Here is a 14,279-nt window from a genome sequence, read left to right as displayed (position 1 = left end):
GCAGGCCACTCCTGCCCGACAACCCACGTACATGCATGTGAGAGGCCCCGGCCCGCAACCCCCTCACCCCGAGGCGGTCACGTCATACCGTCTGATCGGCCGCCGGGCGTGCGGCGGATGTCGCCCTCCTGACGTACGTCGTGGCGGCCCGGACCGCCACACGTGTCCGACTTGTCGCCCTCGTGACGCGCCGCGGAGGGCGACGTCGCGGACACGTGTGAGGATTGGTCCTCCGCGCTCGTAGCCCAATTGGCAGAGGCACCAGGTTTAGGTCCTGGCCAGTGAGAGTTCGAGTCTCTCCGAGCGCACCCACTCCTGCTCAGCAGTTCCCGCGAGTCCCTGCCGCGTGACGCGCGTCACCACTAGGGTCCGCGCATGGACTCCGCGTTGACGACCGTCGGACTGCCCCTCGCCCTCGCCATCATCATGTTCGGGCTCGGCCTGGACCTGACGATCGGCGACTTCCGGCGCGTGGGCCGCGCACCGAAGGCGGTCGCGGTCGCGCTCGTGTGCCAGATCGTGCTCCTGCCGGCGATCTGCTTCGGGCTGGTGGTCCTCTTCGACCTGCCTGCCCTGCTGGGCATCGGCATGCTCCTGCTCGCCGCATCACCGGGCGGCACGACGGCCAACCTGTTCAGTCACCTCTTCCGCGGCGACGTCGCGCTCAACATCACGCTGACGGCGATCAACACCGTCGTCGCGGTCCTCACGCTCCCGCTGATCACCGGCTTCGCCATCGCGTACTTCGACCGGCAGGACGACGTCTCGATGCCGCTGGCCGAGATCGTCAAGGTCTTCGCCCTGATCCTGCTGCCTGTCGGCATCGGCATGCTGGTCAACCACCGCGCCCCCGACTTCGCGCGCCGCATGGACAAGCCCGTGCGCATCGGGTCGGCGGTGATCCTCGCCATCCTGGTGCTCGGGATCCTGCTCGACCAGCTCGAGAACGTCGGGGACTACCTCGCCGACGTCGGCCTCATCGCCGCGCTCTTCTGCGCCATCAGCCTCCTCGTCGGGTACGTCGTACCCAAGGCGTTCGGCGTCACCGGACCGCAGGCCATCGCGTCGTCGATGGAGGTCGGCGTGCACAACTCGACGCTCGCGATCTTCGTCGCCGTCGAGGTGCTGGAGGCGGTCGAGATCTCGGTGCCGGCAGCGGTCTACTCGCTGATCATGTTCCTGTTCGCCGCGCTGTGGGGCTCCTGGGTCTCGCGCCGGGTGGGCGCCCGCGACGGGGTGGCCGTCGGCTGACCGAATCACTATCTTGTGCCGCAAGGTACCTTGCGGCTAGCCTCACGCTATGACCACCGGGGACGCGGCGCTGACCCAGCTGCGCCGCGGCGCGCTGGAGCACTGCGTGCTCGCCCTGCTCCAGTCGGGCGAGCGCTACGGCTACGACCTCGTCACCGAGCTCTCGGAGGCCGGCCTCCTCGCCAGCGAGGGCACCCTCTACCCGTTGCTCAGCCGGCTGCGCCGCGACGAGCTGGTCAGCACGTCCTGGCAGGAGTCGCCGTCCGGGCCGCCCCGCCGCTACTACGCCCTGACCGACGCGGGTCGCGCGTCGCTCGACACGTTCCGCCACGCGTGGACCCAGTTCGCCGGGTCCGTCGACCAGCTGCTCCAGAAGGGGACGCCATGACCACGCACACCGACCTCCACCCCCTCGCCCAGGACTACGTCGCGCGCCTGTACGACGCTGCCCGCACGCTCCCGCCCGACCAGGCCGTCGAGCTCGTGAGCGACATCTCAGACCACCTGCGCGAGGCGATCCCGGCGGGCACCGACGAGGCCGGGGTGCGCACGGTGCTCGACCGCCTGGGCACGCCGCAGGAGCTCGTGACCGCCGCCGGAGGCGGCGCTGCCGCGCCCGCTGCCGTCGCGCCGGCGGCTGCCGACGGACTGGGGGCCGTCGAGGTCATCGCACTCGTCTGCCTGCTCGGCTCCGAGTTCCTCTTCTTCCTCTTTCCGTTCTCGGTGCCCTTCTGGATCGCAGGCGTGGTGCTGCTGCTGGTGTCGAGGGTCTGGTCGGCGGGCCAAAAGGTCTTGGGCGCGGCGGGCCTGGCGACCGGCTTCCTTGTGGGCATGAGTGCGCTCTTCGTGTCGCCACCGCCGGAGTCCAGCATCTGCGTCAGCGGAGGCGAGTGCACAGTCACCCAGTCCACGTGGCCGGACTCGGTGTTCCTCGCCATCCGTGTCGCGCTCGTCGCCTACCTGCTCTTCCAGGCGTGGACCCTCTGGCGCCTCACCCGGCGGCGTTGAGGTCGGCCGCGACCTGGGGTGCGAGCTCCCGCAGCGCGCGGCCGCGGTGGGAGATCCGGTCCTTCTCGGCCGGGTCGAGCTCGGCGGAGGTGAGGCCCTCGGCGTCGTGCTCGACGGCGACGAAGACGACGTCGTAGCCGAAGCCGCCGCTCCCCCGCACCTCGCGGATGATCCGGCCGTCCATGCGGCCCTCGACCACCTGCTCGCGCCCGTCGGGCTGCACCCACGCGATGGCGCAGGTGAAGTACGCCGACCGGCGCTCGTCGGGGACGTCATGGAGCTGGTCGAGCAGGAGTGCGTTGTTCCGCTCGTCGCTCTTCGGTTGCCCCGACCACCGCGCGGACAGCACGCCGGGCATGCCGTTGAGGGCGTCGACGCACAGCCCGCTGTCGTCGGCGATCGACGGCAGGCCGGTGGCCGCGACGCCGGCGCGTGCCTTGAGGAGCGCGTTGCCCTCGAAGGTCGGCTGGTCCTCGACGGGCTCGACGTAGCCGTCGACGTCGTTGATCCCGAGCACCTCGATGTCGGGCACGTGCTCCGCGAGGATGCGCTGCATCTCGGTGATCTTCTTCGCGTTGGCCGAGGCCAGGAAGATCCTCATGCGCGGAGGGCCTCCTGCTGCAGGCGGGTCAGGTCGGCGCAGCCCTTCTCGGCGAGCGCGAGCAGCGCGTCGAGCTCGGCGCGGTCGAAGGCGGCGCCCTCGGCGGTGCCCTGCACCTCGACGAACTTCCCCTCGCCGGTCATCACGACGTTCATGTCGGTCTCGGCCCGGACGTCCTCGACGTAGGGCAGGTCGAGGCGCGGCACGCCGTCGATGATCCCGACGCTGACCGCGGCGACGGAGCCCGTCAGCGGCTCGCCGGTGAGCGCGCCGTTGCCCCGCAGGTGGGCGACGGCGTCGGCGAGGGCGACGTAGGCCCCCGTGATGGCGGCCGTGCGGGTGCCGCCGTCGGCCTGGAGCACGTCGCAGTCGAGCACGATCGTGTTCTCGCCGAGCGCCTTGTAGTCGATGACGGCACGCAGCGAGCGGCCGATGAGCCGGGAGATCTCGTGGGTGCGGCCGCCGATGCGGCCCTTGACCGACTCACGGTCGGAGCGGGTGTTGGTCGAGGCCGGGAGCATGGCGTACTCCGCCGTCACCCAGCCCAGGCCCGAGCCCTTGCGCCAGCGCGGCACGCCCTCGGAGGCCGACGCCGCACACAGCACCTTGGTGCCGCCGAACTCGATCAGCACCGAGCCGGCCGCGTGGTCGAGCCAGTTGCGGGTGATGGTGATCGGGCGGAGCTCGTCGTCGGCGCGGCCGTCTGCGCGGGGGGTCGAAGTCATGGCTCGACCCTAGAGGCTGGGAACGACGGAGCCGGGTCCGGTCACCCCCGTGAGTCACCGGACCCGGCTCACAGGTCCCTACCCCAGTGGGACCCGTACTGCACGCGGCCCCACGCCGCGCAGCTCCCTCCACGCGGTGGTGTGACCAGCCTGCGGCTCGCGGCACCCTCCGCGCATCCTCCCTGGGGCGGTCGGAAGTGCGACCAAAGTAGGAATCGCGCTCGCTACCCTGAGCGCCGTGGAGACCCGCCCCGCCCTCTCCGAGACCCAGCCTCCGCTGACCTGGGTCTCGCAGGCGTGGCGCTACGCGCTCGCGATCGCCATCTCGGCCGCGGTCTGGCAGTCGGTCGCGGTTATCGAGTGGCGCGAGCACCCGGCCCTCTTCACCACCGAGGTCGCCCTGGGCTGCGCAGCCTTCGTGCTGGTCTGGTTCCGGCGCCGCGCACCCGTGCCGATCGCCCTGGTGGTCGCCGGGATGAGCGCGCTCTCGGGCGTCGCCTCCGGACCCGCGACGTTGGCGGCGGTGTCCGTGGCGACCCGGCGTAACTTCTGGCAGGTCGTCCTGGTCGGCCTCGCCAACATCGCCGCCGCGCAGACCTACACCACCCTCGCACCGCTCGAGGACAACGACCCGGTCATCACGACGCTGGTCAACCTGGCGGTCAACACCGGGATGATGGGCTGGGGGCTCTACATCGGCTCGCGTCGCGAGGTGATGTGGAACCTCCGCACGCGGGCCGAGCGCGCCGAGCGCGAGCAGGAGCTGCGGGTGGCGCAGGCGCGCTACAACGAGCGCGCCCAGATCGCCCGCGAGATGCACGACGTGCTGGCCCACCGGATCACCCAGGTCTCCATGCAGGCCGGCGCCCTCGCCTTCCGCGAGGACCTCGACGGCGACCGGCTGCGCGAGGGGCTGGGCCAGATCCAGGGCCAGGCCAACGACGCCCTCCACGAGCTGCGCGGGGTGCTCGGCGTGCTCCGCGAGGACGACCCGGGCCCGCCCACGGCGCGCCCCCAGCCGACGTACGACGACATCACGGCGCTCGTCGAGGAGGCCAGGTCCCTCGGCCTCGACATCGCCTGGTCGGACGAGGTCGACGGCTCGACGCAGGTGCCGGTCGCCACCGGCCGCACGGTCTACCGGATCGTGCAGGAGGGCATCACCAACGTGCGCAAGCACGCCCCGGGATCGGTGGTGGCGATCCGCTCGACGGGCGACGAGGGGTCCGGCATCACCGTGGTGCTGACCAACCCGCTCGCCGGCTCGGGCAGCGCGGCCCCGGGCGCCGGCCTCGGCCTCGTCGGCCTGCGCGAGCGGGCCGAGCTGCGGGGTGGGCGGCTCGACCAGCGGACCGACGGTTCGACGTTCGTGCTGGAGGCGTGGCTACCGTGGACAGCGTGATCCGCGTGCTGCTCGTCGACGACGACCCGCTGGTGCGCTCCGCCCTGTCGCTGATGCTGGGCGGCCAGTCCGACATCGAGGTCGTCGGCGAGGCGCCCGACGGCCGGGCCGGAGTCGACCTGGTGGAGCGGCTCCAGCCCGACGTGGTGCTGATGGACATCCGGATGCCGGTGATGGACGGCCTGGAGGCCACCCGCCACCTCCACGCGCAGCCCTCCCCGCCCTCGGTCGTCGTGCTCACCACCTTCGACGCCGACGACCACGTCGTGCGCGCGGTGGCGTCGGGCGCCGACGGCTTCCTGCTCAAGGACACCCCGCCGGGTGACATCGTCAGCGCGATCCGCACGGTCGCCGCGGGCGACGCGATGCTGTCGCCGTCGGCGACCCGCAGCATCGTCTCGCGGCTGCGCAGCACCACGACGACCGACCGCACGTCGACGGCGGCCGACCGGCTGACCGTGCTCACCGAGCGCGAGCTCGAGGTGGCCGTCTGCGTCGGCCGCGGGCTCAGCAACTCCGAGATCGCCTCCGAGCTCTACCTCTCGGTGCCGACGGTGAAGTCGCACGTCTCGCGGCTGCTCACCAAGCTCGACAGCTCCAACCGCGTGCAGGTCGCGATGGTCGTGCACGACGCCGGCCTGGTGTGAGCGCTCAGACCTCGTAGGTCGCGCCGGCGCGGGCCAGCTCGATCGGGCCGTCCCACTCGGCGCGCGCCTCGGCCTCGGCGTCGGCCGGGACGTGCCACGGCGGGATGTGGGTGAGCACGAGCCGGTCGACGCCCGCCTTGGCCGCCGTACGGCCGCAGTCGGTGCCAGTCATGTGCAGGTCGGGCGGGTTGTCGTCGGCCGTGCGGAACGACGCCTCGGCCAGCAGCAGGTGGGCGTCGGTGGCCGCAGCGTCGAGCGCCGGGCACGGGCCGGTGTCGCCGGAGTAGACGAGCGTGCGGCCGCCGGCGGTGACGCGCAGGGCGAAGGCGGCGACCGGGTGCACGACGGGGTGCGCCTCGACGGTGAACGGGCCGAGCTCGACGGTGCCGTCGTGCTCCCTGAAGTCGAACTCCTCGTGCATGCCGGGGTCGAGCGGCAGGTCGTAGGCGCGGGCCATCCGGTCGGCGCTGCCCTCGGGTCCCCACACCGGGATCCGCGGCTGGGCGCCGGTGGGGTGGTACTTGCGCATCACGTAGTAGCCGCAGAGGTCGAGGCAGTGGTCGGCGTGCAGATGGCTGACGAAGACCGCGTCGATGGTGAGCGGGTCGGCGTAGCGGTGGAGCTGGCCGAGCGCACCGTTGCCGAGGTCGAGCAGGATCCGCCAGGTGCGGCCGTCGTGCTCCTCCTCGAGGAGGTAGCAGCTGGCAGCGGACTCGGGGCCGGGGTAGGAGCCCGAGCAGCCGACGATCGTCAGCTTCATCGCAGGCCTCCGGCGAACTGGCTTGCGCTGAGCAGCTCGGAGCCGAGGAAGCGGCGTCCGACGGTCGCGAAGTCCTCGGGGCTGCCGGTCGTGGAGAAGGTGTAGTCGGGGTCGCCGCCGTCGCGCATCAGCCCGGTGCTCGCGAGCATCTTGTAGACGTCCTTCGCGCACTCCTCGGCGGAGCTGACGAGGGTGACCTGGTCGCCCATGACGTAGGAGATGACTCCGGTGAGCAGGGGGTAGTGGGTGCAGCCGAGGATCAGGGTGTCGACGTCGGCCGCGACAAGCGGGTCGAGGTAGTCGTGGGCTGCCGCGAGCAGCTCGTCACCTCCGGTGACCCCCTGCTCCACGAAGTCCACGAAGCTCGGGCACGCCTGGATGCTCAGGTCGAGGTCGGGCACCGCGGCGAACGCGTCGTCGTACGCCATCGAGCTGGCCGTCGCGCGGGTGCAGATGACGCCGACCCGTCGGTTGCGCGTGGCGGCGGCGGCGCGGCGGGCGGCCGGGAGGATCACCTCGACGACGGGCACGTCGTAGCGCTCGCGGGCGTCGCGCAGCATCGCGGCGCTGGCGGAGTTGCAGGCGATGACGAGGGCCTTGACGCCCTGGTCGTAGAGGTGGTCGAGGCACTCCAGGGCGTATTCCCTGACCTCCCCGATCGGCTTCTGGCCGTAGGGCTGGCGCGCGGTGTCGCCGAGGTAGACCACCGACTCGTGCGGCAGCTGGTCGATGACCGACCGGGCGACCGTCAGGCCGCCGAACCCGGAGTCGAAGATGCCGATCGGGGCATCGGCGGTCATCCGCGGGTCAGGGGTCGGCACAGGCAGAAGGCTAGGCGGTGGGACCGTCACGGTCACGCCATCGGGAGCGTCGGTCCGGTCACATGTCGCCCGAGTGGATCGCGACCCACTTCATCAGCGGGACGAGGTGGCCGGCGAGCTCCTCGCCGGCCGGGGTGAGCGAGTACTCCACGTGCGGGGGCACCACCGGGTGCGCGTGGCGCTCGACGAGGCCGTCGGCCGCGAGCGTGCGCAGCGTCTGGGCGAGCATCTTCTCGCTGACGCCCTGTGCACGCCGGCGCAGCTCGCTCCAACGCAGCGGCTCGCCCTCCGAGAGCGCGAGCAGGACCAGCACGCCCCACTTGCTCATCACGTGGTCGAGCAGCACGCGACTGCCGCACGCCTCGGGGAAGACGCCGTCGGGGTAGAACTCACGGAGGGGGTTGCTTACCAACACGTCAGTACCTTACTTCAAAGTGGGTACTAACCAATGGGAAGCATGGGAGTGGGTCGTTCGTTGGGCCGGTCGACAGACGCTCCTCCCACGAACAGGAAGTCCCATGACCACCTACCTCGTCACCGGCGCCAGCGGCCACCTCGGCCGCCTCACCGTCCAGGCCCTCCTCGAGCGCGGCGTGGCCGCCTCCGACGTCGTCGCGACCGCCCGCGACCTCGACGCGATCTCCGACCTCGCGGCCCTCGGCGTCGAGACCCGGGTCGCCGACTACACCGACCCGGCCTCGCTCGAGCAGGCCTTCAAGGGTGTCGACCGCATCCTGCTCGTCTCCTCCAGCGCCGTGGGCCAGCGGGTGCCGCAGCACGCCAACGTCATCGCGGCCGCGAAGGACGCCGGCGTCGAGCTCCTCGGCTACACCAGCATCACCCGGGCCGACTCCTCCACCCTCGCGCTCTCCGAGGAGCACCGCGCGACCGAGGAGCTGCTCGCCGAGTCGGGCCTGCCGGTCGTCCTGCTGCGCAACTCGTGGTACCTCGAGAACTACACCGGTCAGGTCGCCACCGCCCTCGAGCACGGCGCCGTCCTCGGTGCCGCTGGCGAGGGCCGCGTCAGCGCCGCGACCCGCGCGGACTTCGCCGCCGCCGCTGCTGCCGCACTGGTGGCCGACGACCAGGCCGGCCAGGTCCACGAGCTCGGTGGCGACACCGCGTTCACCCTCGCCGAGTACGCCGCCACGCTGGCCGCCGAGTCCGGCACCGAGGTCGTCTACCGCGACCTGCCCGCCGAGGAGCTCACTGCCGTGCTGACGGGCGCGGGCCTGCCCGAGCCGTATGCCGCGATCCTCGCCGACTCCGACCTCGGCCTGGCCCGCGGCGAGCTGCAGGCCGACACCGGCGACCTGTCGCGCCTCATTGGCCGCCCGACCACGACGCCGGCCGAGGCGATCCGCGCCGCGCTGGCCTGACCCGCGGAACCCGGGACGAGGAGGCTCGCGGGTTAGGGTCGAGCAGTGCTTTGTCGAACCTCGCTCGCCAGCTCCCTGACCGCAGCCCTCGTCTCGGGTTCCCTCCTGCTCGGTGCCCCCGCGTGCGCCGTCGTACCTTCCGGGTCGGCGGACGCGCCTCGGCAGGTCGCGCAGAAGGCCGACTCCGAGTCGGTGCTGGCGATCTCGATCGACGGCATGAGCGTGGCCGCGGTGAGGAAGCTCGGCAAGAAGCAGCTGCCCAACCTCTACCGGTTCATGAAGGCCGGCGCCTCGACGATGAACGCGCGCACCGAGCGCGAGATGACCGTGACGCTGCCGAACCACACCGGCATGGTCACCGGCCGCCGTATCGACGCCTCGAAGGGCGGGCACGGCGTCACCTGGAACGACGACCGCCTCACGCCCAACACGGTGCAGGCGGCCGCCGGGCACGACGTCGCCTCGGTCTTCACCGCCGTCGACGCAGCGGGCGGCTCGACCGCGCTGTTCGCGGCGAAGACCAAGTTCTCCCTGTGGCAGCGCTCGTGGCCCGACGCCATCGACCGCACCACCATCAACGACGACAACGCCGAGCTGGTCGACGAGCTGATCGCCGACCTCGGCCAGGACCGCGACTTCCGGTTCCTGCACCTCTCGCCGCCCGACGTCGCCGGCCACGCGCACGGCTGGATGTCCAAGCCCTACCTCCGAGCGGTGCGCAAGGCCGACGCCCTCGTCGGACGCGTCGTCAAGGCCGTCAACGCCGACCCGACCCGCAAGGCCGGCACCACGATCCTGCTGACCAGCGACCACGGCGGCCACGGCGCCAACCACGACAACCCGCGACTGCTCGACGACTACCGCATCGTCTTCATGGCGCGTGGCTCCGCGGTCGGCAAGGGCCTCGACCTCTACGCGATCAACCCGACCTACAAGGACCCGGGCACCAAGCGCACGACCTACGGCATGAAGCGCCCGCCCGTGCGCAACGGCATGATCGCCAACCTCGCGCTCGACCTGCTCGACCTGCCGGCCGTCGACGACAGCGAGTTCGACGTCATGCAGGACCTGCGGCTCACCGCCGCCCCCTGACCGCAGCCGCTTCCCAGTCGAGCGGCCAGGGGTTGAAGCTGCACCGCCCCGTGCCCTTGGACTGCTGCATCATCACCGGCGCCGGGCCGCCGCCGGGCGGGCACGACGCGTGGCCGCGCCCGAGCCAGTGGCCGGTCTCGTGGTTGACGACGAGGTGGCGGTAGTCGCGCAGGGACCGTCCGGCCGCGTTCCACGCCGGTGAGGCGTGCTTCCAGCGGTCCTGGTTGATGATCACGAAGCGCCCCACCCGGCACGACCACATGGTCGAGCAGGACGAGGAGAACGACGGCACGGTGCCCGCTGCCGCGAGCACGAGCGTGAAGTCGCCGCCCCGCCTCACGCGGCGGAACTCCACGCCGCCGTAGCGCCAGCCGCGCGGGTCGGCGTAGGTCTGCTGCGCCTGCCGGCGGAACTGCGCGAGCGAGGTGGTGATGCGCCCGCGGGTCGTGACGGAGTACGTCACCCGGCGGCGCACCGGGATCGCGTAGCCCTCGGCGGTCGGCTGGGGCGGGGTGGTCGTCCGGCGGTGGTGGTCGGCGCCCGCTTGCGCCGGGGGCGCCACCAGGCCGAGCAGGAGCGCGGCGAGCAGCACGACGACACGGGGGGCGCGGGTCACCCGGGTGACTCTAGGGCCGCGCCCGCCTCGCAGCCTAGGCCCAGAGCTGGCCGTCGAGCGCGTCCTCGGCCTCGTCGACGGTGCCTTCGTAGGCGCCCGTCGAGAGGTACTTCCAGCCGCCGTCGCACACGACGAAGGCGATGTCGGCCCGCTCCCCCGCCTTCACGGCCTTCGCCGCCTGGCCGAGCGCGGCGTGCAGGATCGCACCGGTGGAGATGCCGGCGAAGATGCCCTCGAGCTCGAGCAGCTCACGCACGCGTCGTACGGCGTCACGGGGGCCGACGCTGAAGCGCGAGTCGATCAGCGAGGCGTCGTAGAGCTCGGGCACGAAGCCCTCGTCGAGGTTGCGCAGGCCGTAGACGAGCTCGCCGTAGCGCGGCTCGGCGGCGACGATCCGCACGTCGGGCTTGGCCTTGCGGAAGAACCGCGAGACGCCCATCAGGGTGCCGGTGGTGCCGAGGCCGGCGACGAAGTGGGTGATGTCGGGGAGGTCCTCGAGCAGCTCAGGACCCGTGCCTTCCTCGTGCGCGAGCGCGTTGGCGTCGTTGCCGTATTGGTAGAGCATCACCCAGTCGGGGTGCTCCCCCGCGATCCGCTTCGCGACGCGCACGGCCTCGTTGGAGCCGCCGGCGGCGGGCGAGGAGACGATCTCGGCGCCCCACATCCGCAGCAGCTGGCGGCGCTCCTCGGAGGTGTTCTCCGGCATCACGCAGACGATGCGGTAGCCCTTGAGCTTGGCGGCCATCGCCAGCGAGATGCCGGTGTTGCCGCTCGTGGGCTCGAGGATCGTGCAGCCGGGACGGAGCGTGCCGTCCTTCTCGGCCTGCTCGATCATCTTCAGGGCCGGGCGGTCCTTGATCGAGCCGGTCGGGTTGCGGTCCTCGAGCTTGGCCCAGATGCGTACGTCGGGGCTCGGCGAGAGCCGCGGCAGCCCCACCAGCGGCGTGTTGCCGACGGAGGCCAGGAGGTCGTCGTAGCGCACCATGGGACCAGTGTCGGGTCCGGCTCAGCCACCCGCGACGGCGGGGAGCACGACGACCTGGTCGCCGTCGGCGAGCGTGGCCTCGAGGCCTCCGATGAAGCGGACGTCCTCGTCGTTGATGTAGACGTTGACGAAGCGACGCAGGTCCGCCACCCCGTCCTTGGTGTCGACGAGGCGGTCCTTGATGCCGGGGTGGTTGCCCTCGAGGTCGTCGATGAGCGCCGTCAGCGTGTCGCCGGTGGCCTCGACGGCCTTGGCGCCGTCGGTGTAGGTGCGGAGGATCGTGGGGATGCGGACCTCGATGGCCATCAGGGGGTGCTCACTCTCTCGTTCTCGGGGGTGACGGTGACGTCCTCTTCGGTCACGACACCGTCGATGATCCTGTAGGACCTGAACTCGACCGGACCGCCAGTATTCCCGCCGTCCTCGTCGAAGCAGTCACGGGTGCTGACGAGCACGTAGTGGGCGTTCGGCTCGCTGGCCAGGCCGATGTCGGTGCGGCTGGGGTAGGCCTCGGTCGCGGTGTGGGAGTGGTAGACGACGACCGGTTCCTCGTCGCGGGCGTCCATGTCCTTGTAGAGCGCCAGCAGCTCGGTGGAGTCGAACTCGTAGAACGTCGGGCTGCCGGCGGCGTTGACCATCGGGATGAACCGCTCGGCGCGGTCGCTGCCCTCAGGGCCCGCGACGACGCCGCACGCCTCGTCGGGGTGGTCGCGCTTGGCGTGCGCCACGATGGCGTCGTACGTCTCCTGGGCGATGGTCAGCACCCGACCAGCCTAGGTCGGAAACCGATGTGACCCCGCCACGTCTCAGCACATAGTCTTGACGTCGAGAGACTCGGGGAGGCCGTGGAGATGTCGTTGCCGGAGGCGCAGGCGCCGCTGACCCGCCGAGGCATCCCCGTGGAGCGTGACCTCCGGGTCCTGGCGCTCGGCTCGTTCGCCAACCGCTTCGGAGCGGGCGCCGTGATGACCACCAGCGCCCTCTACTTCACCCGGCACGTCGGCTTCTCGGCCGCCGAGGTCGCCTTCGCGATCTCCGTGTCGGCGATCGTGGGCATCCTCGTCCAGGTCCCGGCCGGCCACCTCGGCGACACCCGCGGCCCGAGCCGCGTCCTGACGTGGCTGATGGTCGGCGCCGCCCTCACGAGTGCGCTGCCGGTTCTCGCCCGTACGCCGTGGCAGCTGGCGCTGCTGCTCGCGCTCCTCGCCGTCTCCGAGCGGTCGGCGGGCTCGGTCCAGCAGGGCGTCATCGCCCAGCTCGCCACCGGCGGTCGCGGCGTGCTGTTCAAGGCCTACCTGCGGGCGGTGACCAACACCGCGATCGGACTGGGGTCGGTGTTCGGCGGAGCCGCGCTGATCATCGACGAGTCCTGGGCCTACGTCGCGGTCTTCGTGCTCAACGCCGTCTTCACCGGCTTCGCGGCCTGGAACTCCACCCGGCTCCCCGAGCTCCCCGCCTACGTGCGGATCGAGGGCGAGCCCCGGCTGGCGGTGCTGCGCGACTGGCCCTACGTCGCCGTGGTCGCCCTCACCGGCCTGTTCTCGATCCACTTCTTCGTGGTGGAGCTCGGCCTCACGCTCTACATCTCGCAGCGCACCGAGGCACCGCCGGTGATGGTGGCGATCCTGCTCGTGCTCAACACCGCCTGCGTCGCCCTCTTCCAGGTCCGGCTCTCACGTCGCGCCGACTCGGTCGAGGCCGGCGCCCGGGCACTGGTGCGAGGTGCGGTCTGGATCGCCGCCGGCTTCGCGATCCTCGCGCTGGCCGATCGCGGCAACGCCTCGTTCGCGATCGTGGCGCTGGTCGTCGGCTCGTTGGTCCACGTCGTCGGCGAGATGATCGGCTCCGGCGGCCAGTGGGGCCTGCAGATGGGCCTCGCCCCGCACGAGCGGCAGGGCCAGTACCAGGGCTTCGCCGGGCTCGGCTTCGGCGTGGTCTCGGTCATCGGCCCGCCCGTCGTGGCGTTCCTGTGCGTCGACGTCGGCGAGACGGGCTGGCTGGTGCTCGCCGGGCTGATGGTCGCGATCGCGCTGCTCACGGTGCCGGTGTCGCGCTGGGCGCTGGCCTCGCGCGAGCGCTACGGCGTGCTCACGCACTCGGGCTAGCACCGTGCCTGTCGACGACCGCCCCGACAGGATTTGAATTGAGCTCAAGTCAATCGCCGGGCGGCCGCCTCGCGGCCCTGTGGATGAAGCGCGCGTGTCGCCTGCACGATCTGCTGTGCTGCTCACCATGGACAGCGAGCAGCGCTACATCCCTCGCTCAGGCGCGATGTTCTCTGGCCGCAGCCTGGCGCGCGCCGAGATGGCCACGGACCTCGCCATCCCGATCGTGGCCGAGGGCGGCTGGTCCGCCCTCACCCTGCGCAGCGTGGCCGACGCAGCCAACGTGACACCCCAAGCCATCGCGGCCTGGTTCCCCTCAGTGGGCGCCATGCGCGTCGCCGTCGCGTCGCGCTACGGCGACCGCTGGATCGGCGAACGCGGCTACCTTGCCCGCAGGCGGACGTTGCTCCCATCCCCCAGCTCCGAGACCCTGGCTGTGTCGGACCTGGTGGTTGCGCTCCTCCCCCAGTCGTGGCTCGAGGAGGTCTACGACGGCATCTGGCTGACGATCGTCGAGGCCGGGCGGTGGGACGACGGCATCGCGCCGACGGTGGACGCCGTCCACGGACGGGAGCGGGACCTGGTCCGCGACCTGCTCGAACAGCCGGGCCGCTACGGAGCGAGTCCCGGAGAGGTGGACGCACAGGCCCTCGAGCAGCAGGTGGAGCTGGTTCTCGGCGTCGTGCGCGGCATGCGCGCCTCCCACGTCCCGTCGCGCGCGGGGATGACAGCCCATCGCGCCGGCACGTTGCTGACGGCGCTCGGCCAGACTGGCTGCACGATCACGAGCGGCTAGGTGTGATGTCCAGGGACGTTGTTTCGTGACACGGCCCTGAGTTGCTGGATGGCGAAGGCCTCCGGTTGTGAAGTGGAGATGTCTAGTAACC

18 protein-coding genes and 1 tRNA gene are annotated in these 14,279 nt (G+C 71.5%); 10 read left to right on the top strand and 9 right to left on the bottom strand.

Translation table 11 applies throughout. The annotated features are described in order from the left end of the window. Positions 1–234: 234 nt before the first annotated feature. The 4 genes from J2X46_RS24025 to J2X46_RS24010 all read left to right on the top strand — a co-directional run bounded on the left by J2X46_RS24025 (position 235) and on the right by J2X46_RS24010 (position 2,259). A tRNA-Leu gene (locus J2X46_RS24025) sits at positions 235–308 on the top strand. 67 nt (positions 309–375) lie between these two features. Then, on the top strand, positions 376–1,251 hold the full coding sequence (locus J2X46_RS24020) for a bile acid:sodium symporter family protein (RefSeq protein WP_310255083.1): 876 nt from the start codon (positions 376–378) through the stop codon (positions 1,249–1,251). A 49-nt stretch (positions 1,252–1,300) separates the two neighbouring features. Beyond that, positions 1,301–1,639 (top strand): PadR family transcriptional regulator, encoded by a 339-nt coding sequence (locus J2X46_RS24015; RefSeq protein ID WP_310255082.1) that lies wholly within the window; start codon positions 1,301–1,303, stop codon positions 1,637–1,639. Beyond that, the gene (locus J2X46_RS24010; protein WP_310255080.1) at positions 1,636–2,259 is read left to right on the top strand and encodes an HAAS signaling domain-containing protein; all 624 of its coding nucleotides are present in this window, start codon (positions 1,636–1,638) and stop codon (positions 2,257–2,259) included. Before J2X46_RS24015 ends, J2X46_RS24010 begins: the two co-directional genes overlap by 4 nt. Here the strand turns inward: J2X46_RS24010 and rdgB are convergent. Together rdgB and rph are read right to left on the bottom strand one after the other, a co-directional pair. Further along, positions 2,243–2,860, bottom strand: coding sequence for an RdgB/HAM1 family non-canonical purine NTP pyrophosphatase (gene rdgB / locus J2X46_RS24005; protein WP_310255078.1), 618 nt, complete (start codon positions 2,858–2,860; stop codon positions 2,243–2,245). The genes J2X46_RS24010 and rdgB overlap by 17 nt on opposite strands. After that, positions 2,857–3,585, bottom strand: a complete 729-nt coding sequence (gene rph / locus J2X46_RS24000) for a ribonuclease PH (RefSeq protein ID WP_310255077.1) — start codon at positions 3,583–3,585, stop codon at positions 2,857–2,859. Before rph ends, rdgB begins: the two co-directional genes overlap by 4 nt. Before the next feature lie 238 nt (positions 3,586–3,823). Between rph and J2X46_RS23995 the strand changes: the two genes are divergently transcribed. Together J2X46_RS23995 and J2X46_RS23990 are read left to right on the top strand one after the other, a co-directional pair. Continuing rightward, the gene (locus J2X46_RS23995; protein WP_310255075.1) at positions 3,824–4,987 is read left to right on the top strand and encodes a histidine kinase; all 1,164 of its coding nucleotides are present in this window, start codon (positions 3,824–3,826) and stop codon (positions 4,985–4,987) included. Next, positions 4,975–5,634, top strand: coding sequence for a response regulator transcription factor (locus J2X46_RS23990; protein WP_310255073.1), 660 nt, complete (start codon positions 4,975–4,977; stop codon positions 5,632–5,634). Before J2X46_RS23995 ends, J2X46_RS23990 begins: the two co-directional genes overlap by 13 nt. A gap of 4 nt (positions 5,635–5,638) precedes the next feature. Here J2X46_RS23990 and J2X46_RS23985 read toward each other — a convergent pair whose 3' ends face one another. The 3 genes from J2X46_RS23985 to J2X46_RS23975 form a co-directional block, all read right to left on the bottom strand. Then, positions 5,639–6,394, bottom strand: a complete 756-nt coding sequence (locus J2X46_RS23985; RefSeq protein ID WP_310255072.1) for an MBL fold metallo-hydrolase — start codon at positions 6,392–6,394, stop codon at positions 5,639–5,641. After that, entirely contained in the window at positions 6,391–7,194 is an 804-nt protein-coding gene (murI, locus tag J2X46_RS23980) for a glutamate racemase (protein ID WP_310255084.1), read from the bottom strand. Before murI ends, J2X46_RS23985 begins: the two co-directional genes overlap by 4 nt. Positions 7,195–7,273: 79 nt before the next feature. Continuing rightward, a complete protein-coding gene (locus tag J2X46_RS23975; RefSeq protein WP_310255070.1) occupies positions 7,274–7,630 on the bottom strand; it encodes a helix-turn-helix domain-containing protein in 357 nt (118 codons plus the stop codon). Positions 7,631–7,733: 103 nt separating this feature from the next. Between J2X46_RS23975 and J2X46_RS23970 the strand changes: the two genes are divergently transcribed. Continuing rightward, positions 7,734–8,594: an SDR family oxidoreductase gene (locus tag J2X46_RS23970; protein ID WP_310255069.1), complete on the top strand. Its 861-nt coding sequence runs from the start codon at positions 7,734–7,736 to the stop codon at positions 8,592–8,594. A gap of 45 nt (positions 8,595–8,639) precedes the next feature. After that, entirely contained in the window at positions 8,640–9,686 is a 1,047-nt protein-coding gene (locus tag J2X46_RS23965) for an alkaline phosphatase family protein (RefSeq protein ID WP_310255067.1), read from the top strand. Here the strand turns inward: J2X46_RS23965 and J2X46_RS23960 are convergent. From J2X46_RS23960 to J2X46_RS23945, 4 genes are read right to left on the bottom strand one after another with little or no spacing between them, the layout of a single operon-like run. Further along, the gene (locus J2X46_RS23960) at positions 9,670–10,302 is read right to left on the bottom strand and encodes a DUF3152 domain-containing protein (protein ID WP_310255066.1); all 633 of its coding nucleotides are present in this window, start codon (positions 10,300–10,302) and stop codon (positions 9,670–9,672) included. The genes J2X46_RS23965 and J2X46_RS23960 overlap by 17 nt on opposite strands. Before the next feature lie 34 nt (positions 10,303–10,336). Then, the gene (locus tag J2X46_RS23955) at positions 10,337–11,287 is read right to left on the bottom strand and encodes a cysteine synthase (RefSeq protein WP_310255064.1); all 951 of its coding nucleotides are present in this window, start codon (positions 11,285–11,287) and stop codon (positions 10,337–10,339) included. 21 nt (positions 11,288–11,308) lie between these two features. Next, a complete protein-coding gene (locus J2X46_RS23950) occupies positions 11,309–11,593 on the bottom strand; it encodes a MoaD/ThiS family protein (protein WP_310255062.1) in 285 nt (94 codons plus the stop codon). Further along, positions 11,593–12,051 carry a M67 family metallopeptidase gene (locus J2X46_RS23945; protein ID WP_310255060.1) on the bottom strand — a complete coding sequence of 153 codons (459 nt, stop codon included), beginning with the start codon at positions 12,049–12,051 and terminating at the stop codon, positions 11,593–11,595. The genes J2X46_RS23950 and J2X46_RS23945 overlap by 1 nt, the downstream gene beginning before the upstream one ends. 87 nt (positions 12,052–12,138) lie before the next feature. On the opposite strand from J2X46_RS23945, the gene J2X46_RS23940 reads away from it, so the two are divergent. Then, positions 12,139–13,392 (top strand): MFS transporter, encoded by a 1,254-nt coding sequence (locus tag J2X46_RS23940; RefSeq protein WP_310255058.1) that lies wholly within the window; start codon positions 12,139–12,141, stop codon positions 13,390–13,392. Between the two features lie 115 nt (positions 13,393–13,507). Further along, positions 13,508–14,188 (top strand): TetR/AcrR family transcriptional regulator, encoded by a 681-nt coding sequence (locus tag J2X46_RS23935; RefSeq protein WP_310255056.1) that lies wholly within the window; start codon positions 13,508–13,510, stop codon positions 14,186–14,188. Positions 14,189–14,279: the final 91 nt, after the last annotated feature.

The organism is Nocardioides sp. BE266 (assembly GCF_031457855.1).
Lineage (GTDB): Bacteria > Actinomycetota > Actinomycetes > Propionibacteriales > Nocardioidaceae > Nocardioides.
Note: the sequence above shows the minus strand (reverse complement) of the source record. Positions and strands in the feature narration are given on the sequence as shown.